Source organism: Mesorhizobium comanense, assembly GCF_005503535.1.
In the GTDB taxonomy this organism is placed as follows: domain Bacteria; phylum Pseudomonadota; class Alphaproteobacteria; order Rhizobiales; family Rhizobiaceae; genus Mesorhizobium; species Mesorhizobium comanense.
In genome coordinates this window covers 31124-55790 of the sequence record NZ_SCNN01000033.1, presented here as the reverse complement: position 1 = coordinate 55790, position 24667 = coordinate 31124, and the positions used below count along the sequence as shown (strand labels likewise).

Below are 24667 nucleotides of genomic sequence, written 5' to 3'. Positions count from 1 at the left end.
GGTGCCTTTCCTCTCCCCCGATCGACGGGGGAGAGGAAAGGCACCTGGCTTTGAACTCGATGCTTGTCCAGGAAAGCTCCCTTCCTTTCCCTCCGGAGGGGGGAAAGGTGGCGCTGCGAAGCAGCGACGGATTGGGGGAACCACCTCGCAACCGCCGCGAACGCAAGCAGAAAATGGACCAGGCGCAAACATCGTCTCGCACCGCGCCAAGGCTCGCGGCGCCTAGGCGGCCTTCTTCCACCCGCTTTGAATATGCTTGTACCCCTCGCGATAGACCGCCTCCGGCGTCTCGGAGAAATCACGCCACACCTTGGTCGCCGCGGCCAGATCCTTGAGCGAGCGCCCGAAAGCCTCGATCGTCAGCCAGTCATCGTAGCCGCTCTTGCGGATCGCCGCGAAGGTCTCCTTCCACGGAATGTTGCCGCGCCCCGGCACGCCCCGATCGTTCTCCGATATGTGGATGTGCACGACATTGCCGCGATGTTGGGTGTAGGCGCCGATCGGATCGGCTTCCTCGATATTGGCATGGAACGTGTCGTACATCGCCTTGATGTGCGGCCGGTCGATGGCGTCTATATGTTCCGACAGGTCGGCCATCGTGTTGAGGAGATAGCATTCGAAGCGGTTCAGCGCCTCGAGCCCGATGGCGACATTCCTCTTGCCGGCATGGTCGCCGATGGCGCGTTGCGAGGCGATCGAGCGTTTCTTCTCGGCGGAGGTCGGCCCGGAACCCGAAAAAGCACCGAGCGTCGAATGCAGGGGGCCGCTGAGCGTTCTGGCGCCAAGTGCATCAGCGCAATCGATCGCCCACTTCATGTAATCGATACCGGCCTTGCGCGTTGCCGCATCGGCCGAGATCAGGTTCATCGCCGGGTCGCCCATGGCCGAGACGGCCGTTCGCTCCAGGCCGATGCGGTCGAGCAGTTCGCCCAGGCTTTTGTAGTCGTCGGGCGTGCCCGCGAAGATCGGTATCTCGACGCCGTCGAAGCCGGTGGCCTTGATGTCGCGCAGCAACGGTTCGTGCTTTTTCGAGACGCTGGTCGTCCATAAGAACATGCACATGCCGATTTTCATCGACGCCCTCCCCCTTTGATGCCGCGTGCTGGCCGTTCCCGCCAGCTCCGCGCAAACTCCCCCTCATCCGGCCGCGTCGCGGCCACCTCCTCCCCTCGGAGGAGAAAAGACTTAGCGTCGGCGCCGGCACTCCTCTCTCAGAGAGAGAGGTCGGATTGCCCCCAACTGCGCTTCGCAATTTCGTGGGCAATCCAGGGTCGTCGCTATCCCCGCCTCTAAAGCTTGGTCCACGCCCCGTTCTTCTTCGACGACTTCACGCAGGCTTCGATGAAAGCCATGCCCTCGACACCATCCTCAATGGTCGGGAAGACGACATCCCTGGCCGGCTTGCCGCCCTTGCGGCGCGCCGCGCGGATGGCGCGCGCGGCCTCCTGGTAGATGTTGGCAAAGCCTTCGAGATAGCCCTCGGGATGGCCCGACGGCACGCGGCTGACGCGGCCCGCCACCGGCAACGCGCCGGCGCCGTTGCGGGTGATCAACTGCTTGGGTTGGCCGAACGGTGTGAACCAGAGGTAGTTCGGATCGGCCTGCACCCATTCCAGGCCGCCCTTCGAACCGTAGATGCGCAGTTTCAGGCCGTTCTCGTGGCCCGGCGCCACCTGGCTCGCCCAGATCATGCCCTTGGCCGGATGCGTCTTGCCGACGGGCTTGAAGCGCAGCATGACGTTGACGTTGTCGTCCAGCAGCCTTCCCGGCACGAAGGCATCGAGGTCGGCCGACAGGGCATCCAGTTCCAGTCCCGAGACGAAGCGGGCGAGGTTGTAGGCATGCGTGCCGATATCGCCGAGCGCGCCGCCCGCGCCGGCCTGCTTCGGGTCGCCGCGCCACGATGCCTGCTTCTGGCCGGTGGCGGCGAGATCCTCGGTCAGCCAGTCCTGCGGATACTCGGACTGCACGATACGGATGTTCCCGAGCATGCCCTTGGCCACCATTTCGCGCGCCTGCCGCACCATCGGATAGGCGGTGTAATTGTGGGTGAGCACGAACACCTTGCCGGTCTTCTCCACCACGGCCGCGAGCTTCTTCGCCTCGGCCAGCGTGGTCGCCAGCGGCTTGTCGCAGATGACGTGAATTCCGGCCTCGAGGAACGCCTTGGCCGCAGGTACGTGCACATTGTTGGGCGTGACGATGGCCACGGCCTCGATACCGTCGGGGCGTTTCGCCTCGGCCTTGGCCATCTCGGCATAGGAGGCGTAGCTGCGGTCGGGGTCGAGCCCGAGTTCGGCGGCCGAAGCCCTGGCCCGATCCGGGTCGGACGACAGGGCGCCGGCGACCAGCACGAAGTCGTTGTCCATGCGTGCCGCGATACGGTGCACCCCGCCGATGAAGGCGCCCTGCCCGCCGCCTACCATACCGTAGCGGATCGGGCCGCCTCCCGTTTCCGACTTCGATGCGCCGACCATTTTTTCCCTTCTCCTCGTTGGTTCCCCTCCCGCTTGAGGGGAGGTCGATCCGCACAGCGGATCGGGTGGGCTCGCCAGACGTGGAGTTCGGCATTCAACCGACCCCACCCAGCCCTTCGGACCACCCTCCCTCAAGCGGGAGGGGAACGTCTCAAATTCCCATCATCGCGCGCAACAGCTTCTTGTCGGTGGTGCCGGCGGCGAAGTCGTCGAATGCCTTCTCCGTCACCCGGATGATGTGATGCTGGATGAAGGGCGCGCCTTCGGCCGCTCCGTCTTCCGGATGCTTAAGGCAGCATTCCCATTCCAGCACGGCCCAGGAATCGTAGTCGTACTGCGCCAATTTGGAGAAGATGCCGCCAAAATCCACCTGTCCGTCGCCGAGCGACCGGAAGCGGCCCGCGCGGTTGGTCCAGCTCTGGTAACCCGAATAAACGCCTTGCCGGCCGGTCGGGTTGAATTCGGCGTCCTTGACGTGGAAGGCCTTGATGCGCTCGTGATAGATATCGATGAATTCGAGATAGTCGAGTTGCTGCAGCAGGAAGTGCGACGGGTCGTAGTTGATGTTGCAGCGCTTGTGGCCACCGACCGCATCGAGGAACATCTCGAAGGTCGCGCCGTCGAACACATCCTCCGAAGGATGGATTTCGTAGCCGATATCGACGCCATTATCCTCGTAAACGTCGAGGATCGGCTTCCAGCGCTTCGCGAGCTCGCCGAAGGCCTCCTCGATCAATCCGGCCGGCCGCTGCGGGAAGGGATAGAGGTAAGGAAAGGCCAGCGAGCCGCTGAACGACACCGAGACGTCGAGCCCGAGATTGCGCGATGCCTTGGCGCCGAACTTCATCTGCTCGACCGCCCATTTCTGCCGCGCCTTCGGGTTGTTGTGCACCGATGCCGGCGCGAAGCCATCCATCTGCGCGTCATAGGCCGGATGCACCGCCACCAATTGCCCCTGCAGATGCGTCGACAGTTCGGTGATCTCGACCCCGGCATCGGCGCAGATGCCCTTCACCTCGTCGCAATAGGCCTTGGAGGAGGCAGCCTTCTTGAGATCGAAGAGCCGCCCGTCCCATGTCGGGATCTGCACGCCCTTGTAGCCGAGACCGGCGGCCCATTTGGTGATCGATGCCAGCGAGTTGAATGGCGCGGCGTCGCCCGCGAACTGCGCCAGAAACAGTCCAGGGCCCTTCATTGTCGTCGGCATCGGCATCCTCCCTCATTGCTCTCGCGGCTGAGCATAGCGCCGATTGGAAGCGGGGCCAGCCACTTTGGTCTTTTCTCAACGGCCGCTCGAAAGCCGCGCTATTCTGGTATGACCAAATATGGGCGCCTGGTCAAGCCTTACAGCAGCGTCAAACGACCTCTCAGACTCGCGCCTTCGGCAAATATATCCCAATATAATCAATCAAATAATCTATACGGAAAGTTGCGTTGTCGGACTTCTTGCCGTCACGTAGAATTTGCTGTAGAGGTCATTTTAGGCCCAATTGGTCGAACCAGTTTGCAGAAAAAGCCTGGGGATGCCTTGGGGAGGAACCCTTGCGCCGGCTTTTGGCGACGCAAGTCGCAGGCAAACCATACGGACGGATTTGGGAAGGACAGACCATGCATCTTTCGACGCACAACTGGATGCGCGCGGAACCGCTGGAGACGACGCTCAAGCGCATCAAGAAATTCGGCTATGAGTCGATCGAGATCTCCGGCGAGCCCGAGCAGTACAAGACCAAGGAAACACGGGCCCTCCTGAAGGAGCATGGCATCCGCTGCTGGGGCGCGGTGACCTTGATGCTGGGTGAACGCAATCTCGCCGCCAGGGACCAGGGCCAGCGCGAGCGCTCCGTGCAATACGTCAAGGACGTCCTGACCATGGTCAGCGAACTCGACGGCGAGATCATCACGCTGGTTCCCGCGACTGTCGGCAAGGTCGTGCCGGACGGCACCGAGGCCGAGGAATGGGGTTGGGTCGTCGACGCCACCCGCGAGTGCTTCACCCATGCCAAGAAGGTCGGCGTCAAGATCGCCGTCGAACCGCTCAACCGCTTCGAGACATATCTGTTCAATCGCGGCGCCCAGGCGCTGGCGCTGGCCGACGCGGTCAGTCCCGAATGCGGCGTCTGCCTTGACGCCTACCACATCCACATGGAGGAATTTAACGTCCATGACGCGATCCGCCAGGTCGGCAAGCGCCTGTTCGACTTCCATGTCGCCGACAATAACCGCTTCGCCGCCGGCCTCGGCCAGATCGATTGGCCTGCGATCGTCGCCACCTTGAAGGAAGTGGGCTATGACGGCGCGTTGACCAACGAGTTCGTCGCTCCGGTCGACCGCACGCCCGCGGCTCCCTACCCCGAAATGGTCGAACGTCACCCGGTCGACATCTCGCCCGAACAGCTGAAGTTCATCCAGGACCACGGTTCGAGCGTGCTGACCGAGAAATTCTACACCGACCAGATGCGCATCACCGCCGAAACGCTGCTGCCGCTGATCAAGTAGTCCAGGTTTGTTGGAGTTTGCCCTTCCGCCCTGACCGGCGGCGGGGCCGGGGAAGAATATGCGCATCAAGACTGTCCAGGCCTGGTGGGTCCGCATTCCGATCGAAGCCGCGAAGCAGCACCGCAGCGACTTCGGGCAGGTGACGACCTTTGACGCCGCCATCCTGCGCATCGAAACCGATGACGGGTTGGTCGGCTGGGGCGAAGGCAAGAACGCCGCCGGCAGCGCCGGCAGCTACGGTGCGCTCGTCCATATGCTGAACCACGAGGTCGGACCGCAACTGATCGGCCGCGACCCGGCCGATATCGGCATCATCTGGGAGATGCTCTACAACGGCGTCCGCCACGACAGTGCCGCGCGCGCCGGTCACGCCATGCCGCAACTGGCCCGGCGCGGCATGAGCATTGCCGCCATCAGCGCCGTCGACATCGCGCTCTGGGATATACTGGGCAAGTCGCTGGGCCAGCCGGTGTGGCGGCTGCTCGGCGGCCGCAAGGTCGACCGTATGCAGGCCTACGCTTCGGGAGGCTGGGCCGCCGCCGATGCGATCGGCGAACAGTTGAAATCCTATATAGCCAAGGGTGGCTTCAAGGCGCTGAAGATGCGGGTCGGCGCCATGGATGGCGCCCCGCACATCTCGGCCGCCCGCGTGCGCGCCGCGCGCCAGGCGCTTGGCCCCGACGTCGAATTGATGGTCGACGCGCATGGCACCTATACGGTGGCGGAAGCCAAACGCTTCATCCATCTCGTCGGCGACCTGGATCTCGCCTGGTTCGAGGAGCCTGTCATCGCCGACGACAAGCCGGGCATGGCTGAAGTGCGCGCCTCGGGCGCCATCCCGATCGCCACCGGCGAAAGCGAGGCGACGCGCTACGCCTTCCGCGACCTCGCGGTGCTCAAGGCCGCCGACATCTTCCAGCCGGATCCCGCCTTTTGCGGTGGCATCAGCGAAGCGGTGAAGATCGGCACTCTCGCCAGCGCCTTCAATCTGCGTTTCGCGCCGCATCTATGGGCCGGCGCGCCCTGTTTCTTCGCCGGCTTGCATGTCTGCGCCGCCTCGCCATCGAGTTTCACCGTCGAATATTCGCTCGGCGCCAACCCGATGATCCACGATTTGATCGAAGAGACTGTCGAAGCAAAGGACGGTATGATAGCGATCCCGGAAAGACCGGGTCTGGGAATCACCGTTTCGGAGCGGTTTCTGGAGGCGCACGCGCAACGCAATTGACGATGAAAGAAAAGAACCTTCTCGCGGAGCTTGCCGCCTATCTGTTCTCGCATTCGGACAAGGAGAGCGGCCGCACGCCCTCCGAACGGGAGCTGGCGGAACATTTCGGCGTCAGCCGCGGCCAGATCCGCGAGGCGCTGGCAATCCTCGAAGCGATGCGCATCGTCGAACGGCGCGCCAAGTCCGGCATCTACATCGACACCAAGCAGGCCAGCGTCGAGGCGCTGGCGCTGTTCGCGCGCGCCGGCCTGCCGCTCGATCCCCTGCAGATCTACGAGACGGTCGAGTTGCGCAAGATCCACGAGATCAAGGCTGCGGAACTTGCCTGTTCCCGCGCAACCGAGGAGAATTTCGAACGGTTGCGCGAAATCCTGAAAGCCTCCGAAGAGCGCATCGCTGCCGGCGAAGGCCTCGCCAAGGAAGACCGCGAGTTTCACCTGGAGATCGTGCGGGCGACCAAGAACGGCGTCTTCCACAACATCTGCAGCGTCTACTATCTGATGGGCGAGCAGCGCCTGCCGATCTATTTCAACGATCCGGAGCGCAGCGTGCGCTCGCATGCCGAGCATGTGCAGATCTACGAGGCGCTGCTGCGCCGCGACGGCAATCTCGCCCAGGCGCTGATGAACGCCCACCTGCAGGGTGCGGAGAGTTACTGGAAGGGCCTTATCGAGGGCGGCAAGGCGATTGCGCCCGCCGGCCCGGCACTCGAAAAGGCCTGACCGTGGCTCAGACCGCGCCCAAGATCCTGTCGACCCACCCGCTGCACCCGCGCGCTTCGGCGAGGCTCGCCGGCGCCGGTCAACTCGTGATCGCTTCAGCGCTCGACGCCGCGACCTTGACCAGGGAGGCAAAGGACGCCGACATCGTCATCGTGCGCGCGCCGCTGCCGCCGGCCTTGTTCGAAGGAGCCTGGAAGCTGAGGGCGGCGATCCGCCATGGCGCCGGGCTCGACATGATCCCGATGGAGGCGGCGGCCACGGCAGGTGTTCTGGTGGCCAACGTCCCGGCGGTCAATGCGCGTTCCGTCGCCGAGCATGTGATGTTCACGGCACTCGCTTTGCTGCGCCAGTTCCGCAGGGTCGACCGCGACCTGCGCGCGAAAGGCTGGCTTGCCGGGCGCGAGCATGCCAACGCCAACATCGAACTCGCCGGCAAGACCATCGGCATTGTCGGCCTCGGTGCGGTCGGGCAGGCCGTCGGCCATATCGCCGCGCATGGTTTCGACTTGAAGGTGGTCGCCACCACCCGCAGCATGCAGCCCGCGCCGGAGAAGGTCGGCTTCCTGTCGATAGATGCGCTGGTGGAACAGAGCGACATCATCGTGCTGTGCTGCCCGCTGACGCCGGAGACGCGCGGCCTGATCAGCCGCGAGCGTATTGCCCGCATGAAACCCAACGCCCTGTTGATCAACGTGTCGCGCGGCCCGGTGGTGGACGACGATGCGCTGATCGACGCCTTGCGGGAGCGCCGCATAGGCGGCGCCGCGCTCGACGTGTTTACAACGCAGCCGCTGCCGCCAAACCATCCCTATTTCGGCTTCGACAATGTCATCATCACCCCGCACATGGCCGGCATTACCGAGGAATCGATGATGCGCATGGGCGTTGGCGCGGCCGGCGAAGCCCTGCTGGTGCTGGCGGGCAAACTGCCGGTCAATTTGCGCAATCCGGAAGTCGTCGACCACTATCGCCGGCGGTTCCCGTCCGAACTGTAGCGCACCCGTGTTTTTGCCCCATTTCTTCGCGACGCTGCGGCCATGTCCGGCCTTCGCCTTGCACTCACGGTTGTCGCCGCCTCGTTGACCTGCGCTTTGCCGGCCCGCGCGGCGGCACAGAGCAGCTATGTCTATTGCGACAATGGGCTGCGCTGCTTCAAGGCGCCCTGCCCGTCGAACAGCGCGCTCGACCTTGCCACGGGCAAGATCGTCAAGGGCGTGTCGATCGACACCAGCGGATTGCCGCAGAAGGACAAGGCCATGACCGAAGCGTCCGACGCGCTTTATGCCGGCAAGATCGTCGTCAGGGGATCGATCGAGCGCCGCGCGCAGACCATCACCGGGAAGGATTACAGCCTGCCATGGCTGGTCGCCACCGGCATCGTGCGCACGGCCAAAGACAGCGAACGCAAGCACTGCTCGGCCTACAGGCCATGATCTCAAGATACGCAGTCACGTTGTGCCCGGATCAATATCCGAGCAAGGCTTCAACCGCGGCGGCAATTCGCAATAGGCGCCGGTCATGGCCATTGCGCGCCACCAGCATCAAGCCGGCCGGCAACGTCATGCCGGGCATCGGCAGCGATATCGCGCAGAGATCGAACTGGTTGGCCACCTGCGTGTTGCGCAACAGCAGGCCTTCCACACGGTCGCGCAACTCCTCATCTTCGGCCAGGGACGTGATTGTCGGAGCCCTCACCGGCGTGGTTGGCAGGACCAGTACGTCGAACGATGCCAGCCGCTCATCCATCGCCGCGGCCAGTGCGGCGCGGCGGCGCAGCGCCCTAATATAGACCGGCGCCGGCAGCAGCGCCGCCCTCGACAGAGGTCCGCTCACATGCGGATCGACCGGCACCGAAGCACCTGTCGCCAGCCAGTCGGCATGCACTTCGGCGCCTTCCATGGCGGCGATCGAGCCCCGCTTGGTCGCCGCGCGAAGTTCCGTGATCAGGTCATCGATCGAGACCTCCGAGATTCCCGCTCCGGCCTTGCCTATCTTTCCGAGGCATTGCTCGAAAGCGGCGCTGACCTCACTTTCCGTCTGCGTGAAAAGAACGCCGCGCGGGACGCCGAAACGAAGCCCGGAGAGCGGCAGCGGCGCCAGTTCGCCTGGTTGTTCGCCGGCCATGACGGCGTCGGCCGCGGCACAATGCGCGACAGTCCGCGCAAGCGGCCCGACGGAGTCCAGCGTTCCCGAAAGCGGAAAGGCGCCGGAGAGCGGCACCCGCCGAGCGGTCGGCTTGAAGCCGACGACGCCATTGAGCGCGGCCGGAATGCGGATCGATCCGCCCGTGTCGGAGCCGATCGAAATGTCGCTGGTGCCCTCGCCAACGCAAACGCCGGCGCCGGACGATGAGCCGCCGGGAATGCGGCTGGCATCCGCAGCGTTACCCGGCGTGCCGCAATGCATGTTGTCACCGATCGCGGTGAAGGCGAATTCGGTCATGTTGGTCTTGCCGATGATGACCGCTCCGGCCTGGCGCAGCCGGCCGACGATAGCGGCATCGCGCGGAGCCGGCGCTGCGGTCTTGCGCATCAGCGATCCCGCGGCAGTCGCCTCGCCGGCGACGTCGAACAGGTCCTTGATCGAGACGATGATCCCGTCGAGCGGGCCGAGCGTCACGCCGGCACGGCCGCGGGCATCGCTGGCGTCGGCCGCAGCGCGCGCGGCATCGCCATAGAGCTTCGTGTAGACCTTCTCGTCGCCCGCGCGATTGGCAAGACGTGACAGGATGATCTCGAGACGGTCGCGGATTGATTGCATGTCGATGTCGGACTCCGCCAGGATGGAACGTCTTCAAAAGCAAGCAGCCGAGTGGCTTGCCGAAGGGATAACCCGGCAAGCGTGCCTTTGCACCTGCCAGCGAAGGGAAGATGCTGATGCTGTACAAAGGCAGTTGCCACTGCGGCAAGGTTGCGTTCGAGGTCCAGGGCGAACTGGGCGGCGTGGTGCGCTGCAATTGTTCGATCTGCGCCCGCAAGGGGGCGCTGCTGTGGGCCGTGCCGCATGACAGCATGACCCTCGTTGCCTGGGGCGATGACCTTGGCCGCTATACATTTGGCGCGGGAAAAATCGCGCATCGTTTCTGCCGCACCTGCGGCATCCACCCTTTCGCGGAGGATGTCGGCGAGGGCCTGGAGCGTAGCGCCTACATCAACGTCAACTGCCTCGACGGTGTCGACCCGTCCACCTTGTCGGTCTTCGACTTCGATGGGCGCTCGGCCTGAAGCAGCTTTGCTCTACCGATAGCCCGTCGCATCGGCCGGTTTGCCTGCATCCTGGACTTCCGGGACGTAGCGCCAGGCATCCGGCCGCGATCCGTCGAGATCGGTGAAGCCGTAGATCTGCGCCAGCCCTCCGCTGGACAGCGACTGGCCGTTCCAGCGCGCCCGATCGGGGTCCGCGGCCAGCGCCGCGACAGCCCGCCCGATGAAACGCGGGGTCTCGGAAATGACGAAATGCGGCACTTGCGCGGTTGCCTCGCGCCAGTTGTCCTCGCGCACGCCATAGACCTCCAGCATGATTTCAGAACGCATCCAGCCGGGCGTCATAGAGACCGATGTGGCGCCGTGTCTGGCGAGATCCCTGGCATGCGCCCAGGCCATTCGGTTCACCGCGACCTTGGCGAGATCGTAGAAGGGCGACAGGCGATAGTGCTCCGCATTGTATTCGGCGGTGCCGTCGGTGATCTCGACCAGCAGGCCGCCGGGCCGTTCGATCATCAGCGGCAGCGCGTGGTGCGCGGTGATGAGATGCGTGTCGATGGCCAGTCGCAGCAGGCGCAGGCCGTTTTCCAGATTGTGGTCCCAGACCGGCTTGTCCCACTCGAACAACTTCTCGCCGCCCCAGATATCGTTGACCAGAATGTCGAGCCGGCCCTGCTCGGCGCGGATTCGCGCAATCAACTCGCGCACCTCATCGGAGACGAGGTGGTCGACTTGCACGGCGATCCCGGCCCCGCCACTGGCGGTGACCATTTCAGCCGTTTCTTCGATGGTTTCAGGGCGGGCATATTCGGATTGCTGGGCGCGCGTGGTGCGCCCCGTGACGTAGACCGTTGCCCCCGCAGCACCGAGCTCGACGGCGATGCCCCTGCCCGCGCCTCGCGTTCCGCCGGCGACCAGCGCGACTTTTCCTTGCAATGTCATGAAACTCTCCGAAATGCTCCGACCGATCGAACCAGGCTGGCTCACACGGCGCTCATCATATATAAATGATTATTCGGTTATAAAGAGGTGTCAAGATGACTAGACCCAAGACGCAACCCGACGAGCAGGTGCTGGAAGCAGCGCTGAGACTGATCCATGAGCATGGCCCGGAGGCGCTGACCTTCGAACGCCTGGCAAAGGCCTGCGGCCTCTCCGGTGCGACGCTGGTGCAGCGCTTCGGGAACAAAGCACAGCTCAAACAGCGCACCTTGCTGCATGCCTGGGATGGCCTCGACCGGAACACCAGGGACCTCGCGGCCCGTGTGCCCAAGACCCCGGCCGGCGCGATCGAACTGCTGGTGGGGCTGTCGCAAGGCTACGGCGGCATCGAATCCTATGCCGAAGGCCTCCTTGTCTTGCGCGAAGATCTGCGTGATCCCCTGCTCAGGGCGCGTGGTGCGGCCTGGAAGACATCGCTATGCGATGCGCTGGCTGCCTGTTTCGCATCGATACCGGGCCAGCCGCGCGACATCGGCCTGCTGATGGCATCGCACTGGCAGGGATCGCTCTTGTGGTGGAGCTTCGACCCGGCGATCGAAGTCGCGGCCTATGTCGGGGACAGCCTCAACCGCTTCGTTGCCGCGATCACAACGACGGCGACCCAAAAACCATGATGGTTGCCGGACCGCCGGACGAGACCTGTTTGCCGAAACAGGGCGCGATCATGCAGCCGGCCGCTATCCGGCGTGCCGCAAGCTGACGCCGCTGCCCTTGTCGAACAGCACCACCTTGTCCGCGTTCCAGGCAAAGCGCACCGATTGCTCGATGGCGACATCTGTCCTGGCCGGAACGGTGGCCCGCAACGTCGTATCGCCAACGCGCAGCGTCAGGATCTTTTCGACGCCGTGGTTCTCGACATCGTGGACCCGCGCCTCGACCGGCGCGCCGCTTTCCAGATGGACGTCCTCGGGACGGATGCCGAAGACGAGCGGGCGGCCGTCGGTTGCTCCACCCGCCATTGCCCCCCAGGAAGTATTGGCGCCTCCGGAGAAGGGCAGTTCGAAATTCAACGGCGCCATCACCGCGCGGCCGTTCACCAGCTTGCCGTCGATGAGGTTCATCGGCGGCGAGCCGACGAAGCTCGCCACATAGGTGTCGCGCGGGTTGTTGTAGATTTCGTGCGGCGTGCCGGTCTGGACGATGCGGCCATGGTTGAGCACGCCGACCTTGTCGCCCATCGACATCGCCTCGATCTGGTCATGGGTGACGAACAGGAAGGTGGCGCCGAGCTGGATCTGCAGGTTCTTCAGTTCGGTGCGCAGCGCCTCGCGCAGTTTCGCGTCCAGCGCCGACAGCGGCTCGTCCATCAGGAAAACGCGCGGCTTGCGCACGATGGCGCGGCCGATCGAGACGCGCTGCATCTCGCCGCCCGACAGCCGGTCGACCTTGCGGTCCAGCAGGTGCTCGATGCGCAACGTACGAGCGGCGCGCGCGACGCGATCCTTGATCTCGGCATCGGGCAGCCGGCGGATTTTCGGCTTCAGCGGAAATTCGAGATTCTCCCGCACCGTGTAGCGCGGGTAAAGCGAATATTGCTGCAGCACCAGCGCCACGTCGCGTTCGGCCGCGCCCCAGTCGGCGACGTCGACGCCATCGATCAGGACCTGACCTTCACTCGGTTTTTCGAGACCGGCGATCAACCTGAGCGTGGTCGTCTTGCCGGCCCCTGTCTCGCCGAGCAGGACGAAGAACTCACCGTCGGCTATGTCGAGATCGAGCCCGGTCAGCGCGGTATGGTTGCCGAAACTCTTGGAGATGTTCTTGAGCTGGATATGCGCCATCAGAGCCTCACCTCGAGCGACTTGCCGCTTGCCTTGTCGAAGAAATGCGCCTGGCTCGGGTCGATGCGTGCGAACACCTTCTCTCCGGGACCGCTGACGAAGCCGCTCTTGGTGCGCGCCCGCAGCATCTTGGAACCGACCCTGAGGTCCACGATGTCGAAGGAGCCGAGCGGCTCGACGATCTGCGTCTCGACCGGCAGGAAACCCTCGGCCGCATCCCGGCGGATCAGGACGCCTTCGGGCCGGATGCCGAGCGCCAGCTGGCCGCCGGCATGGCCGTTGAGCTTCGACAGCAATGCGCTGGGGAACTCGAAGCCGGTCGCGGCATCGCCCACGGTCACAGAGGCAGAAGAGGCTTTCTCGGTCACCGCCGCATCGGCGACGTTCATCACCGGGCTGCCGACGAATTGCGCCACGAACAGATTGGCCGGACGCGAATAGACCTCGTCGGGCGTGCCCACCTGCTGCAGCACGCCCTCATGCATGATGACGATGCGGTCGGCCAGGCTCATCGCCTCGATCTGGTCATGCGTGACGTAGATCGTGGTCGAGCCCTGCTTGATGTGCAGCCGCTTGATCTCGGCCCTCATCTCCTCGCGCAGCTTGGCGTCGAGCGCGCCGATCGGCTCGTCCATCAGCATCGCTTTCGGCCGGCGCACCAGCGCCCGCCCGATGGCGACGCGCTGCATGTCGCCGCCCGACAGCGCCGACGGCTTCTTGGCCAGAAGGTCCGATATCTGCAGCGTCTTGGCGACCGAGCGCACTTCCTGGTCGATCTCGCTTCTGCTCTTGCGGGTGGCGCGCAGCGGGAAGGCGATGTTCTCGTAGACGTTCATATGCGGGTAGAGCGAGAACGACTGGAACACCATGGCGATGTCGCGATCGGCCGCCTTCAGGTGCTGCACGGGTTTGCCGTCGATGAGAATGTCGCCCTCGTCGATCGTCTCCAGCCCGGCGACGGCGCGCAACGTGGTCGTCTTGCCGCAGCCCGACTGGCCGAGCAGCACGATGAACTCGTTGTCCGATATTTTGAGGTTGAGGTCCTTGATGACCTGGACAGCGCCAAAGAATTTCTGGACGCCGCGAAGCTCGATCTGGGTCAATGCGGTGCTCCCGGATTTCGCGAACCGCCGGCATGGCCGGTGCCGGCCCCCTCCTCGGGCGCGATCTTCGAGGTAATGTTGAAGCCGATCAGCCCGATCAGGATGATGGTCAGGCCGTATGTGTGCAGGAGCATGCTCCAGGGCTGACACAGTGCCACGATGCCGAGCACCATCAGCACCTGCGAACCGGGCTCCAGATATTTCTGGTTGATCGCACGAAAGCTCATTTGCGGATCGCTCCGAAGGACATGCCGCGCAGCAGGTGGTTGCGGAGCAGGAAGGTGAAGATCGCGACCGGCAGCAGGAACAGGAAGGTTCCAGCCGCGATGACAGTCCAGTCCGGCAGGCCGGAGCCGACCTGGCTCGGGATGAAGGGCGGCGCGGTCTGGGCGCGGCGGTTGGTCATGATCAGCGCGAAGGCATATTCGTTCCACGCGGTGATGAAGCAGAACACCGCCGTGGCCGCGATGCCGGTGGCCGCTTCCGGCAGCACGATCTTGAAGAAGGCCTCCATGCGCGTGTAGCCGTCGACGAGCGCCGCCTCCTCGTACTCTTTCGGGATCTCGTCCATGAAGCCCTTCATCAGCCACACCGAGAAGGAGAGGTTGAAGGCTGTGTAGAGGATGATCAGCCCGACATGGGTGTCGTTGAGGCCGACCGCGCGATACATCAGGAACATCGGGATCGCCACCACCACGGGCGGCAGCATGCGTGTCGACAGGATGAAGAAGAGCAGGTCCGCTTCCCCCTTCACCTTGAAGCGCGAGAAGCCGTAGGCGGTGAACGTGCCCATGCCGACCGCCAGCACAGTCGAGGTGATGGCGATGATCAGTGAGTTCAGGAACCGGCTTGGATATCCTGACCACTGCACTTCGCCCTTGCCGTCGCGCACGATCTTTTCGCCGCCGTCGAAAACGACGCGCTCCCACCACGGAGCCGCCGCATATTCTTCGGGCGACGGCGGGCTGCGCATTTGCGAGCGCTTGGTGAACAGCTTCACGAAGGGCGATATTTCAGGCTGGAACACGACCGTCGGCGGAATGGTGGTGGCGAGGTTTCGCGGCTTGAACGCCGTCGAGGCGATCCAGTAGATCGGCGCCAGGAAAATGACCGTCACCACCAGGACGGCGACGATCGCCACGCGGTTGATACCGATTTCGGAGGAAGTGCGCACGGCCGCCATATCAGCGCTCCTTCACCTTGTTGAGGTATTTGACGTAGATGTTGGTGATGGCCAGCACCATGATCAGCACGATGTAGGCGAGCGCGCAGGAACGGCCCGTCTGCCATTCCTGGAACGCCATCTTGTAGAGCCGGATCGAGATCAGTTCGGCCGTCGGCTGGCTGGTCAGGATGTAGGCGAGGTCGAAGGTCTTGAACGCTTCCATGGTGCGGAAGATGACGGCGATCATCAGGATCGGCGCCACCAGCGGCAGCGTGATGCGGAAGAAGGTGTAGAACGGCCCGGCGCGGTCGATGGCAGCGGCCTCGTAGAGATGCTTCGGCACCGCCGACAGGCCGGCCAGCGACAAAAGCATGACGAAGGGCGACCACATCCAGATGTCGGTCAGCGCGACGGCGTAGAGCGCCATCTTGGGGTCCGCCAGCCACTCGAAATTGCCGAGCCCTAGGAAATAGTTGATGACGCCCCATGACGGGTCGTAGAGCAGCTTCCAGAACAGGCCGACGACCGCCATCGACAGCATCATCGGCAACAGCAGAAGCGTCGTCAGCAGCCCTTTGAGAGGGATGTCGCGGTTGAGAAGCATCGCCACGCCGAAGCCGACGAACAGTTGGCCGGCGACCGAGATGATGACGTATTTGGCGGTGATCGCGAAATTGTTCCAGACGAACGGGTCGTTGAGCAGGTCGCGATAGTTCTGCAGCCCGACGAAATTCGCCGGCGCGTTGGTCGACGCCCGGAAATCGGTGAAGGAATAGCCGAGCGAATAGATCAGCGGAAAGATGTTGAAGACGATCAGGAACAGAACCGTCGGAATGATGAAGAGATTGCGGATGGAAATGTCGCTCAGGCCGCGCGCGGCCGCGCGCGACGATCTGTCGAGCGTGGTGATCATCGTGGTCGCCAAGACCCTGCTCCCGTTTGAAAAAAGAACGGAGGAGGCAGACCTGCCCCCTCCGTGGGACATGAACGATTATTGGACGCGACCGTATTTCTTGAAGGTCGTGTTCCAGTCGGCAGCGAGTGCGTCCAGCGTCTCCTTGGCGGTGCCTTCACCGCCGATCATGTAGGGATAGATGCGCTGGTTGAGCTGCTGCAGCAGTTCTGCATATTCCGGCACCGCCCAGAAATCCTTGACCTTGAACATGGTCTCGTAGAAGGCCTTGTTGTACGGCGTGGCGTTCTGGAATTCCGGCGATTTGAGCACTGCCTGGCTGCAGGTGTAGCCGCCGAGTTCAGCCCACCTCTTCTGTGTCGAGTCCTTGATGAACCACTCCAGGAACTTCATCGCCTCGTCCTGCTTCTTCGAATAGGAGATGACGGAGATGCCCTGGCCGCCGAGCGCGGCGAACTGGTCGCCATTCGGTCCCGGCGGGTTGGCGAAGAAGCCGGTGTTCTTGGCATTCGGGTTCGACGCCTCGTTGATCAGCGAGGGGAAGAACGCGAAGAAGTTCATGCTCATTGCCGCCAGGTTTTCGGTGATCGCCTGGTTGTCCTCGACGAAGAAGGACTTGGCCCAGCCCGGAGGCGTGAACTTGTAGAGTTCCTTGTAGGCGTCGAGCGCGGCCACCGCCTTGTCCGAGTTGATGTGGCCGTCGACCTTGTAGGTCGCATAGTCGCCAAGTTCGCCGCCATAGGAGAACAGCGCGTTCTCGAAGCCCATCGCCATCGCGTCGTAGGAATTGTCGGTGTAGATCGCGATGCCGTAGCGCTTCTGGTCGGGCCGGTGGAAGAATTCGGCGATGTCGCGCAGCGCCTTGAAATCCTTCGGCACGTCGAGGTCGTAGCCATACTTGGCCTTGAAGGCTTCCTTTTCCTTCGGATCCTCGAACCAGTCCTTGCGGTAGGACCAGCCAACGGCGTCGCCCTCGAGCGGGATCGCCCAGTACTTGCCGCTGTTGCCGGGATATTCGGCGTAGTATTTCACCGTCGCCGGCGCCATCACGTTGCCGAGGTCGTGCTTCTTGAAGAAGTCGGTGAGATCGACATAGTGGCCACCGGTCGAGCCCGCGCCGAGCCATTGCGAGTCGCCGACGACCAGGTCATAGGCGTCGCCATGGGCGTTGAACTCGGTGAAGGTCTTGGTCTGGAAGTCGGCCCACGGCGTGGTTTCCACGTTGATCTTGACGCCGGTTTCCTTCTCGTACTCGTTGCCGAGTTCCTGCAGGTAGTTGGCCGGATCCCACTCCGCCCAGAAGATGGTCAGCGACTTTTCCTGCGCGTAGACCGAAGTTCCGCAGGCAAGCGTCAGTCCGATACCAGCAAGCATGCTGGTCACTAACTTGCGCATAATGATTTCCTCCCTTGTGCGCATTCTACCTTGTCATACGAGCCGGCAACCGGGCCGGCCCTGGTAGTTCCTCCCGTGATCGCACCTTTCCGGTTCCGGGCCTCCTCGCCCTGCCGGAAAATGGATCGCAGCCTTCACTATCGATCCACTTTTCTTTTCTGATCTGGTATTACCAATTCTGCGCCCGCGTCAAGCCCTTTCTTGGGCGACAGGCCTTCTCATTGCCAGTGGATTCAGGCAGTATCTGCCTGTTTTCTCATGATTTTCCTACTGAATGATACGAAAAGGCGTTGCCCTGCAATTCGTAGAAGGGGTAATATGAATAGTCGAAGCAGAAATCTGGTCGAACCAGATAAGAGCTATTTTGCTACCCTTGCCGCACCTGTGCCGTCGACCCCGCCGATCGATTCCGCAACCGCGGCGCGCACCAGCGCGCCGGCCGCCCATTGCGCGACAGACCTCGTCGCGCGGCTGTCCAGGCCCCAGATATCCTTGAGCACGATCAGCACCTCGACACCGAAGATCAGCGACAGCGCCTGCGCCAGCCGCTTGAAGTCGCGCGGCGGCAGACGCCCTTTGAGCGGCGCGATCGCTTCCTTCAGCAAATCGACGCGGTGGCCGCGCGTGAAGGCAGGCTCACCGCCCAAAGTGCCGGCCTGGCGCCGCGCCCATTGATCGAGCGAAAGCTTCAAAGCCGCCTTGAACGTCGCCTCGAACGCCTCGATGCGCGGCATCGCCGTATCGAACAGCTCGGCGACCCGGCGTTCGGTATCCGCCGAGGTCGATTGCCAGGTCAGGATTGGCCCCAGTCCCTCATCGACGACGGCCTGCACGAGGGCCGCCTGGCTTGGGAAGTAACGATAGGCGGTGGCGCGCGAGACTTCCGCCGCCTCCGCGACCTCACTGACCGATGGCGTGACGCCCGCCTGCATCAGCCTCGTTGCCGTCTCAAGCATCAGCCGCCTGGTGCGTGCGCGCGGCCCGCGCTCGGCGGCGTCGCCGCCTTCCCGCCCGGTGTCGCCGCTTGTAGTGGATCGTTGACGTGAGACATACATGTCAATATGATACGCGCGTCTCAAAAATTTGCAATAACCTGCTCAGCTTTCGGAGTGGTTAGGTTGACACTCTACGGCATTAAGTTTTCATGGTCAGAACAGTGCCGCCTTAGGGTCAGCCAGCACAGGGACCTGCCCATGAAGCGCATCTACGTCGTGGGCACCGCCGACACCAAGGGCGAGGAACTCGCCTTCCTTGCCGATGCCATCGCGGCCACGGGCGCCTCCGTCGCCCGCGTCGACGTTGGAACCCGCCAGGCAACCGCGCCCGTGGACGTGACCGCGAAGGACGTTGCCGGCCATCATCCCGACGGAAGCGGCGCCGTGCTCGGCGGCGATGACCGCGGTGCGGCGGTTGCCGCGATGGGCATGGCCTTCGCCAACTTCGTCCGGTCACGAGACGACATTGCCGGCATGATAGGCATTGGCGGAGGCGGCGGTACCTCGATCATCACGGCTGGCATGCGCGCGCTGCCGCTCGGCCTGCCAAAGATCATGGTCTCGACGCTGGCCTCGGGCGACACCGCTCCCTATGTCGACGTCTCCGATATCGTCATGATGCCTGCCGTCACCGACATGGCCGGATTGAACCGGCTCTCGCGCGTCGTGCTCCACAACGCCGCCCAGGCGATAGCGGGCATGGCGGCAAGGCCGGCCCCGCCGCCCGACGGCAAGCCATCGATCGGGCTCACCATGTTCGGCGTCACCACACCTTGCGTGACGGCAATCGCCGACCAGTTGCGCGACACTTATGACTGCATGGTCTTCCACGCCACCGGCACAGGCGGCCGCAGCATGGAGAAACTGGCCGACAGCGGGCTGTTGTCCGGCGTCGTCGACATCACCACGACCGAGGTCTGCGACTTTTTGCTCGGCGGCGTGCTGCCGGCGACGCAGGATCGCTTCGGCGCGATCGCCCGCAGCAAACTTCCCTATGTCGGCTCGGTCGGCGCGCTCGACATGGTCAATTTCTGGGCGCCGTCGACCATCTCCGAACGCTATCGAGACCGGCTCTTCTACGAGCACAACCCGAACGTCACCCTGATGCGCACAACGGCGCGGGAATGCCGTGCAATTGGTGAGTGGATAGGCGGCAAACTGGCCCACTGCGATGGGCCGGTGCACTTTCTCATTCCGGAAAAGGGCGTCTCCGCCCTCGACATCGAGGGCGGCGCCTTCTTCGATCCAGATGCCGATGCCGCGCTTTTCGAAGCCATCGAGCGCACCATCAAGCCGAACGCCATACGCCGCGTCACCCGGCTGCCGCTGCACATCAACGACCCCGAATTCGCGCAGGCGGCAACCGCCGCCTTCCTCGACATCGCCAGACAGTGAGAGACCTGACATGCCGGCAATACCGCGCAAGGACATACTGAAGAAATTCCGGGGCATGATCGACAAGGGCGTGCCGATCGTTGGCGGCGGCGCCGGCACCGGCCTTTCGGCCAAGGCCGAGGAGGCCGGCGGCATCGACCTTATCATCATCTACAATTCCGGCCGCTACCGCATGGCCGGTCGCGGTTCGGCCGCGGGTCTGCTCGCCTACGGCAATGCCAACGAGATCGTCAAGGAAATGGCTTACGAGGTGCTGCCGGTGGTCAGACACACGCCCGTGCTGGCCGGCGTCAATGGCACCGACCCGTTCGTCATCATGCCGCTGCTTCTGGCTGAGTTGAAGACGATGGGCTTTTCGGGCGTCCAGAACTTTCCGACCATCGGCCTGTTCGACGGCACCATGCGGCAGAGCTTCGAGGAGACCGGCATGGGCTTCGGCCTCGAAGTCGACATGATCGCCGAAGCGCACAAGCTCGACCTCTTGACCACGCCCTATGTCTTCAATCCCGAAGAGGCCCGCGCCATGACCAGGGCGGGCGCCGATATCGTCGTTGCCCATATGGGCGTGACGACAGGCGGTTCGATCGGAGCGACGTCCGCCAAGTCGCTCGATGATTGCGTCGTCGCCATCGACGCCATCGCCGAGGCGGCACGCTCGGTGCGCAAGGACGTCATCCTGCTTTGCCACGGCGGGCCGATCTCGATGCCGGACGATGCCCGTTACATCCTCGAACGCTGTAAGGGCCTGCACGGCTTCTACGGCGCAAGCTCGATGGAGCGGCTGCCGGCGGAAGCCGCGATCGCTAGGCAGACGGCCGATTTCAAGGCCGTCACGCTCGTTGACGGGAAGACGACCGCAAAGAAAAAGAAGGGATGAGACGATGACCGACAGGAGCAAGGTGTTTGTCTACCCGAAGGATGTCAGCGCCTTCGGCTTCGACTGGGGCAAACTGTCACTGACCGTGGCGCCGGAAGTGAATGGCGCGACGCGCTTTTCCGGCGGCGTCGTCGACCTGCCTCCGGGACAGGGCCATACGCGGCATAATCATCCTGACGCCGAAGAAATCATCTTCGTCATCTCTGGTCATGGCGAGCAGATGGTCGAGGATGAGCAAGGCAATCCCGTGGTCGCGAAGGTCGGCCCCGGCTGCACCATCTATGTGCCGGAGAGCCGATTTCATTCGACGCTGAACACGGGCGATGGGCCGATGCAGCTGTTTGTCGTCTATTCGCCGGCCGGACCAGAGTTGGGCTTGCGGGAACTGCCGGATTTCAGGCTCATTCCGGCGGGGCAGTAATCAACTTGTTCTAGGGTTGCGCCGCCCCTCATTGTCCTGCCGGACATTTCTCCCCGTATAGGGACGGGGAGAAAGATGCTGTGATCAGCGCTTTCGCCAATTTTCAATGGTGCAGGATAGATGCCGAGGGCGAGGCTGCCCTCTTCTCCCCGTTCTACGGGGAGAAGGTGCCGGCAGGCGGATGAGGGGCGGCGCCAGCCTTGGGTTCTATGAAATCCCGCCTCTGTTCCACCCCCTGCCCCGGTCGCCAAACATCACATAGCCCGTCTCGGTCACCGCCAGAGTATCCTCCAGCTTGATGAAGCCCCGTGTCGGATGGAGCATCGTCGTCTCCACCGACAGCACCATGTTTTTCTCAAGCGGCTTGGCGGCGTAGGTGCCTTCATAGGTCACCGGATGGTTGGTCATCAGGAACGGCGCCTCATGCGTGATCAGGCCCATGCCGTGGGCGAAGAAATCCGTGTAGGGCGCAACCCTCGACGCCTTCAGCACGCCCTCGGCATGTGAAATCATGTCACCGCCCAGCGTGCCCGCCCTAACCTTCGAGAACGCCGCCTGCTGCACCGTCTCGATCTCGGCCAGCAGATCCTCGAGTTCGGCATCCGGTTCGCCCAGAATGCCCATCCGGCAGAGGTCGCCGATATAGCCGTGATAATTGCCGCCGGAATCGATCGACAGCACTTCGCCCTTCTTCCACGCCTGGCTTGAGGAGGCGCGGTTATGGCTGGAGCCCAAGGTCAGCAGGCAATATTCGAAATGCGCGCCGCGATTGGTCTCCTCGCGCCTGATCTGCTCGATCATCTCGGCCTTGGTCGTGCCTTCGCGCGCCCAGGCGATGGTGGCCAGCATGGAATCGGTGATCAATTCGGATGCCGTGCGCAGCTTCTCCAGTTCCGCATCGGTCTTGATCGCCCGCATGCTCTCCAGCATCGTTGTCGCATCGATCAGCCTGGCATCGGGCAGCGCCTTGCGGATCAGCGCATAGGCGTCCGACGGCAGGAAGCCGGGCTCGATGCCGATGCGCGCGCTCTCCTTGCCGATCTTCCTGACATGCTCGACTGCGAGATTGGCGGCATCGAGCGTGCCCCAGCAGGCCGCGTGCAGCGTCGGCGTCCAGAACGGATGGTTCTGGTGCTCGCCGCCCTCCATGCGGTTGCCGATATAGGCCGCGTGATCAGGTCCGCCTTTTTCGTAGACGACGACGGGCAGATAGCGGCTATGCCCGATCGCATCCATGGCGGCGAAGAAGATGAACTTGTAGCCGCCGAGCAGATATTGCGTGTTGTGCTTGGAGGTCGCGAGCAGCACATCGATGCCGGCCTCCTCCATCAGCCGGTCGACCCTTGCCTGGTCGAACGGGATATTGCCCACGGCACTCTTGCCCGGCGCAATGTTCATAGTCTCTCTCCCTGAATTGCCTGGGGTCGCTGCTGTTCGCGCCCGACCCGAAGGCCTGCGATCAAATCTGCACCACTTTACTCACTCTGGTCTAGCCAGAAATCGACTGGCAATGCGGCCAAACGGTCACCAACGCGTCATTTGCTCATCAATCCGCCAAATCTGGTACTACCAGATAGGTGAAGTGAACCTCGCCCTTCCAAACTGGTCCAGCAGACGAAAATTTCAAAGCCAAGCAAGGATGCGCCAATTCCGTCTCTGGCGAAACCCTCCACAAGGCTCATAATCGCCCCGCAAGGAATGCCGGCTGGCTCGCCGGCATCGAGGGGTGTTGGCACGCCGACAAGAGGTCCGCGCGCAAGAGGGAGTTCGATCATGTCAGGTTTCACCATTTCCAGGCGCACCATGCTTGCCGGTTCGGCGATGCTGCTGGCCTCAACGGCCATGCCGACCTTGGGCCGGGCACAGACACCGAAAAAGGGTGGGCGGCTGGTGCTGGCCGCCGATTCCGAGCCGCGCAATCTCAATCCCGCGATCGTCGCGTCCAACGGCGTCTTCTTCATCTCCAGCAAGATCGTCGAGACGCTGGCCGAAGCCTCCTTCGATGGCAAGGATGGGCTTGCGCCGCGACTGGCCGTCAGTTGGGAAGGCGCTGCCGACGGCCTGTCGGCGACCTTCAAGTTGCGTGAAGGCGTCAAATGGCATGACGGCAAGCCGTTCACCTCGGCCGACGTCGCCTTCTCGGCGCTGCAGATCTGGAAGCCGCTGCAGAACCTCGGCCGCACCGTGTTCAAGGATCTCAGCGCGGTCGAGACGCCAGACGCGCGGACGGCCGTGTTCAAATTCGCCAAGCCGACACCGTTCCAGCTGATCCGCAATGCGCTGCCGGCGCTGTCGAGCGTGGTGCCCAAGCATCTCTATGAGGTCGGCAAGATCGAGGATAACCCGGCCAACATCGCGCCCGTCGGCACCGGCCCGTTCAAATTCGCGGAGTACAAGGCAGGCCAGTACTACCGGCTGACGAAGAACACGGACTACTGGGGCAAGGACGAACCCTATCTCGACGAGATCATCTATCAGGTCCTGCCCGATCGCACGTCCGCGGCGAGCGCCCTGGAGGCGGAGGAGATCCAGCTTGCCGCCTTCTCCGCCGTGCCGTTGGCCGACCTCGACCGCATCTCCAAGGTTCCCGGCCTGAAGGTGATCACCAAGGGCTATGAAGGCTTGACCTATCAGCTCGTCGTCGAGATCAACCATCGCCGCAAGGAACTGGCCGACCTCAAGGTGCGCCAAGCGATCGCGCACGCCATCGACAAGGATTTCGTCGTCAAGACGGTGTTCCTCGGTTATGCCGCGACCGCCACCGGCCCGGTGCCGAAGAACGATCCGCAGTTCTACACCGCCGACGTGCCTACCTATGCTTTCGACGTTGCCAAGGCCAATGCCTTGCTGGACGAGGCAGGCTACAAGAAAGGCGCCGATGGCAACCGTTTCTCGCTGAAGCTCCTGCCGGCGCCATATTTCAACGAGACCAAGCAGTTCGGCGACTATCTGCGCCAGGCACTCGCGGCGATCGGCATCGACGCGCAGCTGGTCAACAACGACTCGGCCGCGCACATCAAGGCCGTCTACACCGACCACGCTTTCGACCTCGCGGTCGGACCGCCGGTGTTCCGGGGTGATCCGGCGATCTCGACCACCATCCTGGTACAGAGCGGCATTCCCGACGGCGTGCCGTTCTCCAACCAGGGCGGCTACAAGAACGATGCGCTCGACGCGCTGATCACCAAGGCTTCGGAGACCCTCGATACCTCCGCCCGCACGGACCTCTACAAGGAATTCCAGAAAGAAGTGGCTGCCGACCTGCCGCTGATCAATGTCGCCGAATGGAGCTTCATCAGCGTCGCCCGCGACACGGTCGGCAACATCGCCAACAATCCGCGCTGGGCGGTCTCGAACTGGGCGGACACGTATAACTGGGCGGACACGTATCTGGAATCGTGACACATTTGCGCGGATGAAAGTTCGCGAGAAAATGGGAACTTGGTCGAAGGCCGAGTTCCTTCACACCCCCCTCTGTCCTGCCGGACATCTCC

Annotated in this window: 24 protein-coding genes; 11 read left to right on the top strand and 13 right to left on the bottom strand. The window is 63.3% G+C overall.

Annotation, left to right across the window (positions count from 1 at the left end):
* Positions 1 to 222: 222 nt before the first annotated feature.
* From FFS37_RS32560 to FFS37_RS32550, 3 genes are all read right to left on the bottom strand, one after another.
* Positions 223 to 1074, bottom strand: a complete 852-nt coding sequence (locus FFS37_RS32560) for a sugar phosphate isomerase/epimerase family protein (RefSeq protein WP_137935030.1) — start codon at positions 1072 to 1074, stop codon at positions 223 to 225.
* Between the two features lie 215 nt (positions 1075 to 1289).
* Positions 1290 to 2477, bottom strand: coding sequence for a Gfo/Idh/MocA family protein (locus FFS37_RS32555; protein WP_137935029.1), 1188 nt, complete (start codon positions 2475 to 2477; stop codon positions 1290 to 1292).
* Between the two features lie 151 nt (positions 2478 to 2628).
* Positions 2629 to 3684 carry a sugar phosphate isomerase/epimerase family protein gene (locus tag FFS37_RS32550; RefSeq protein ID WP_137935028.1) on the bottom strand — a complete coding sequence of 352 codons (1056 nt, stop codon included), beginning with the start codon at positions 3682 to 3684 and terminating at the stop codon, positions 2629 to 2631.
* 401 nt (positions 3685 to 4085) lie between these two features.
* Here FFS37_RS32550 and FFS37_RS32545 point away from each other — a divergent pair, with 401 nt between their 5' ends.
* The 5 genes from FFS37_RS32545 to FFS37_RS32525 are packed head-to-tail and all read left to right on the top strand — an operon-like array spanning position 4086 to position 8356.
* A complete protein-coding gene (locus tag FFS37_RS32545) occupies positions 4086 to 4973 on the top strand; it encodes a sugar phosphate isomerase/epimerase family protein (protein ID WP_137935027.1) in 888 nt (295 codons plus the stop codon).
* Between the two features lie 58 nt (positions 4974 to 5031).
* The gene (locus FFS37_RS32540; RefSeq protein ID WP_137935026.1) at positions 5032 to 6201 is read left to right on the top strand and encodes a mandelate racemase/muconate lactonizing enzyme family protein; all 1170 of its coding nucleotides are present in this window, start codon (positions 5032 to 5034) and stop codon (positions 6199 to 6201) included.
* Positions 6202 to 6203: 2 nt separating this feature from the next.
* Entirely contained in the window at positions 6204 to 6923 is a 720-nt protein-coding gene (locus tag FFS37_RS32535; RefSeq protein ID WP_137935025.1) for a FadR/GntR family transcriptional regulator, read from the top strand.
* A gap of 2 nt (positions 6924 to 6925) precedes the next feature.
* Positions 6926 to 7918 carry a hydroxyacid dehydrogenase gene (locus FFS37_RS32530; RefSeq protein ID WP_137935024.1) on the top strand — a complete coding sequence of 331 codons (993 nt, stop codon included), beginning with the start codon at positions 6926 to 6928 and terminating at the stop codon, positions 7916 to 7918.
* Positions 7919 to 7960: 42 nt separating this feature from the next.
* Positions 7961 to 8356, top strand: coding sequence for a hypothetical protein (locus FFS37_RS32525; protein ID WP_137935023.1), 396 nt, complete (start codon positions 7961 to 7963; stop codon positions 8354 to 8356).
* A gap of 31 nt (positions 8357 to 8387) precedes the next feature.
* Here FFS37_RS32525 and FFS37_RS32520 read toward each other — a convergent pair whose 3' ends face one another.
* Positions 8388 to 9683, bottom strand: a complete 1296-nt coding sequence (locus FFS37_RS32520; RefSeq protein WP_137935022.1) for an amidase — start codon at positions 9681 to 9683, stop codon at positions 8388 to 8390.
* A gap of 116 nt (positions 9684 to 9799) precedes the next feature.
* On the opposite strand from FFS37_RS32520, the gene FFS37_RS32515 reads away from it, so the two are divergent.
* The gene (locus tag FFS37_RS32515; RefSeq protein ID WP_137935021.1) at positions 9800 to 10147 is read left to right on the top strand and encodes a GFA family protein; all 348 of its coding nucleotides are present in this window, start codon (positions 9800 to 9802) and stop codon (positions 10145 to 10147) included.
* Positions 10148 to 10159: 12 nt separating this feature from the next.
* Here the strand turns inward: FFS37_RS32515 and FFS37_RS32510 are convergent, their stop codons facing one another.
* Positions 10160 to 11068, bottom strand: coding sequence for an SDR family oxidoreductase (locus FFS37_RS32510; RefSeq protein WP_137935020.1), 909 nt, complete (start codon positions 11066 to 11068; stop codon positions 10160 to 10162).
* A gap of 95 nt (positions 11069 to 11163) precedes the next feature.
* Between FFS37_RS32510 and FFS37_RS32505 the strand changes: the two genes are divergently transcribed.
* On the top strand, positions 11164 to 11742 hold the full coding sequence (locus FFS37_RS32505; RefSeq protein WP_137935019.1) for a TetR/AcrR family transcriptional regulator: 579 nt from the start codon (positions 11164 to 11166) through the stop codon (positions 11740 to 11742).
* A gap of 63 nt (positions 11743 to 11805) precedes the next feature.
* Here FFS37_RS32505 and FFS37_RS32500 read toward each other — a convergent pair whose 3' ends face one another.
* The 7 genes from FFS37_RS32500 to FFS37_RS32470 form a co-directional block, all read right to left on the bottom strand.
* Positions 11806 to 12909: an ABC transporter ATP-binding protein gene (locus tag FFS37_RS32500; protein WP_137935018.1), complete on the bottom strand. Its 1104-nt coding sequence runs from the start codon at positions 12907 to 12909 to the stop codon at positions 11806 to 11808.
* Positions 12909 to 14012, bottom strand: coding sequence for an ABC transporter ATP-binding protein (locus FFS37_RS32495; RefSeq protein WP_137935017.1), 1104 nt, complete (start codon positions 14010 to 14012; stop codon positions 12909 to 12911). Before FFS37_RS32495 ends, FFS37_RS32500 begins: the two co-directional genes overlap by 1 nt.
* Positions 14009 to 14239 (bottom strand): hypothetical protein, encoded by a 231-nt coding sequence (locus tag FFS37_RS32490; RefSeq protein ID WP_137935016.1) that lies wholly within the window; start codon positions 14237 to 14239, stop codon positions 14009 to 14011. Before FFS37_RS32490 ends, FFS37_RS32495 begins: the two co-directional genes overlap by 4 nt.
* The gene (locus FFS37_RS32485; RefSeq protein ID WP_137935015.1) at positions 14236 to 15195 is read right to left on the bottom strand and encodes a carbohydrate ABC transporter permease; all 960 of its coding nucleotides are present in this window, start codon (positions 15193 to 15195) and stop codon (positions 14236 to 14238) included. Before FFS37_RS32485 ends, FFS37_RS32490 begins: the two co-directional genes overlap by 4 nt.
* A gap of 1 nt (position 15196) precedes the next feature.
* On the bottom strand, positions 15197 to 16102 hold the full coding sequence (locus FFS37_RS32480; protein ID WP_137935014.1) for a carbohydrate ABC transporter permease: 906 nt from the start codon (positions 16100 to 16102) through the stop codon (positions 15197 to 15199).
* Positions 16103 to 16168: 66 nt separating this feature from the next.
* Positions 16169 to 17485, bottom strand: a complete 1317-nt coding sequence (locus FFS37_RS32475) for an ABC transporter substrate-binding protein (RefSeq protein WP_137935013.1) — start codon at positions 17483 to 17485, stop codon at positions 16169 to 16171.
* Positions 17486 to 17844: 359 nt separating this feature from the next.
* Positions 17845 to 18540: a TetR/AcrR family transcriptional regulator gene (locus tag FFS37_RS32470; RefSeq protein ID WP_137935012.1), complete on the bottom strand. Its 696-nt coding sequence runs from the start codon at positions 18538 to 18540 to the stop codon at positions 17845 to 17847.
* Between the two features lie 138 nt (positions 18541 to 18678).
* Here FFS37_RS32470 and FFS37_RS32465 point away from each other — a divergent pair, with 138 nt between their 5' ends.
* The 3 genes from FFS37_RS32465 to FFS37_RS32455 are packed head-to-tail and all read left to right on the top strand — an operon-like array spanning position 18679 to position 21173.
* Positions 18679 to 19875 (top strand): Tm-1-like ATP-binding domain-containing protein, encoded by a 1197-nt coding sequence (locus FFS37_RS32465; RefSeq protein ID WP_137935011.1) that lies wholly within the window; start codon positions 18679 to 18681, stop codon positions 19873 to 19875.
* 10 nt (positions 19876 to 19885) lie between these two features.
* Positions 19886 to 20752, top strand: a complete 867-nt coding sequence (locus tag FFS37_RS32460) for a phosphoenolpyruvate hydrolase family protein (protein ID WP_137935010.1) — start codon at positions 19886 to 19888, stop codon at positions 20750 to 20752.
* Positions 20753 to 20756: 4 nt separating this feature from the next.
* On the top strand, positions 20757 to 21173 hold the full coding sequence (locus FFS37_RS32455) for a cupin domain-containing protein (protein ID WP_137935009.1): 417 nt from the start codon (positions 20757 to 20759) through the stop codon (positions 21171 to 21173).
* 207 nt (positions 21174 to 21380) lie between these two features.
* On the opposite strand, the gene FFS37_RS32445 is transcribed toward FFS37_RS32455, so the two are convergent.
* Positions 21381 to 22571 (bottom strand): M24 family metallopeptidase, encoded by a 1191-nt coding sequence (locus FFS37_RS32445; RefSeq protein ID WP_137935008.1) that lies wholly within the window; start codon positions 22569 to 22571, stop codon positions 21381 to 21383.
* Positions 22572 to 22946: 375 nt separating this feature from the next.
* On the opposite strand from FFS37_RS32445, the gene FFS37_RS32440 reads away from it, so the two are divergent.
* Positions 22947 to 24575, top strand: coding sequence for an ABC transporter substrate-binding protein (locus tag FFS37_RS32440; protein ID WP_137935007.1), 1629 nt, complete (start codon positions 22947 to 22949; stop codon positions 24573 to 24575).
* Positions 24576 to 24667 lie beyond the last annotated feature (92 nt).

Bases quoted from the DNA above. Each gene is read 5' to 3' on its own strand.
- FFS37_RS32535 (WP_137935025.1), top strand. From the start codon at position 6,204: ATGAAAGAAAAGAACCTTCTCGCGGAGCTTGCCGCCTATCTGTTCTCG.
- FFS37_RS32550 (WP_137935028.1), bottom strand. From the start codon at position 3,684: ATGCCGACGACAATGAAGGGCCCTGGACTGTTTCTGGCGCAGTTCGCG.
- FFS37_RS32440 (WP_137935007.1), top strand. From the start codon at position 22,947: ATGTCAGGTTTCACCATTTCCAGGCGCACCATGCTTGCCGGTTCGGCG.
- FFS37_RS32490 (WP_137935016.1), bottom strand. From the start codon at position 14,239: ATGAGCTTTCGTGCGATCAACCAGAAATATCTGGAGCCCGGTTCGCAG.
- FFS37_RS32460 (WP_137935010.1), top strand. From the start codon at position 19,886: ATGCCGGCAATACCGCGCAAGGACATACTGAAGAAATTCCGGGGCATG.
- FFS37_RS32510 (WP_137935020.1), bottom strand. From the start codon at position 11,068: ATGACATTGCAAGGAAAAGTCGCGCTGGTCGCCGGCGGAACGCGAGGC.
- FFS37_RS32560 (WP_137935030.1), bottom strand. From the start codon at position 1,074: ATGAAAATCGGCATGTGCATGTTCTTATGGACGACCAGCGTCTCGAAA.
- FFS37_RS32445 (WP_137935008.1), bottom strand. From the start codon at position 22,571: ATGAACATTGCGCCGGGCAAGAGTGCCGTGGGCAATATCCCGTTCGAC.
- FFS37_RS32500 (WP_137935018.1), bottom strand. From the start codon at position 12,909: ATGGCGCATATCCAGCTCAAGAACATCTCCAAGAGTTTCGGCAACCAT.
- FFS37_RS32545 (WP_137935027.1), top strand. From the start codon at position 4,086: ATGCATCTTTCGACGCACAACTGGATGCGCGCGGAACCGCTGGAGACG.
- FFS37_RS32525 (WP_137935023.1), top strand. From the start codon at position 7,961: ATGTCCGGCCTTCGCCTTGCACTCACGGTTGTCGCCGCCTCGTTGACC.
- FFS37_RS32540 (WP_137935026.1), top strand. From the start codon at position 5,032: ATGCGCATCAAGACTGTCCAGGCCTGGTGGGTCCGCATTCCGATCGAA.
- FFS37_RS32555 (WP_137935029.1), bottom strand. From the start codon at position 2,477: ATGGTCGGCGCATCGAAGTCGGAAACGGGAGGCGGCCCGATCCGCTAC.
- FFS37_RS32470 (WP_137935012.1), bottom strand. From the start codon at position 18,540: ATGTATGTCTCACGTCAACGATCCACTACAAGCGGCGACACCGGGCGG.
- FFS37_RS32505 (WP_137935019.1), top strand. From the start codon at position 11,164: ATGACTAGACCCAAGACGCAACCCGACGAGCAGGTGCTGGAAGCAGCG.
- FFS37_RS32475 (WP_137935013.1), bottom strand. From the start codon at position 17,485: ATGCGCAAGTTAGTGACCAGCATGCTTGCTGGTATCGGACTGACGCTT.
- FFS37_RS32465 (WP_137935011.1), top strand. From the start codon at position 18,679: ATGAAGCGCATCTACGTCGTGGGCACCGCCGACACCAAGGGCGAGGAA.
- FFS37_RS32455 (WP_137935009.1), top strand. From the start codon at position 20,757: ATGACCGACAGGAGCAAGGTGTTTGTCTACCCGAAGGATGTCAGCGCC.
- FFS37_RS32485 (WP_137935015.1), bottom strand. From the start codon at position 15,195: ATGGCGGCCGTGCGCACTTCCTCCGAAATCGGTATCAACCGCGTGGCG.
- FFS37_RS32520 (WP_137935022.1), bottom strand. From the start codon at position 9,683: ATGCAATCAATCCGCGACCGTCTCGAGATCATCCTGTCACGTCTTGCC.
- FFS37_RS32515 (WP_137935021.1), top strand. From the start codon at position 9,800: ATGCTGTACAAAGGCAGTTGCCACTGCGGCAAGGTTGCGTTCGAGGTC.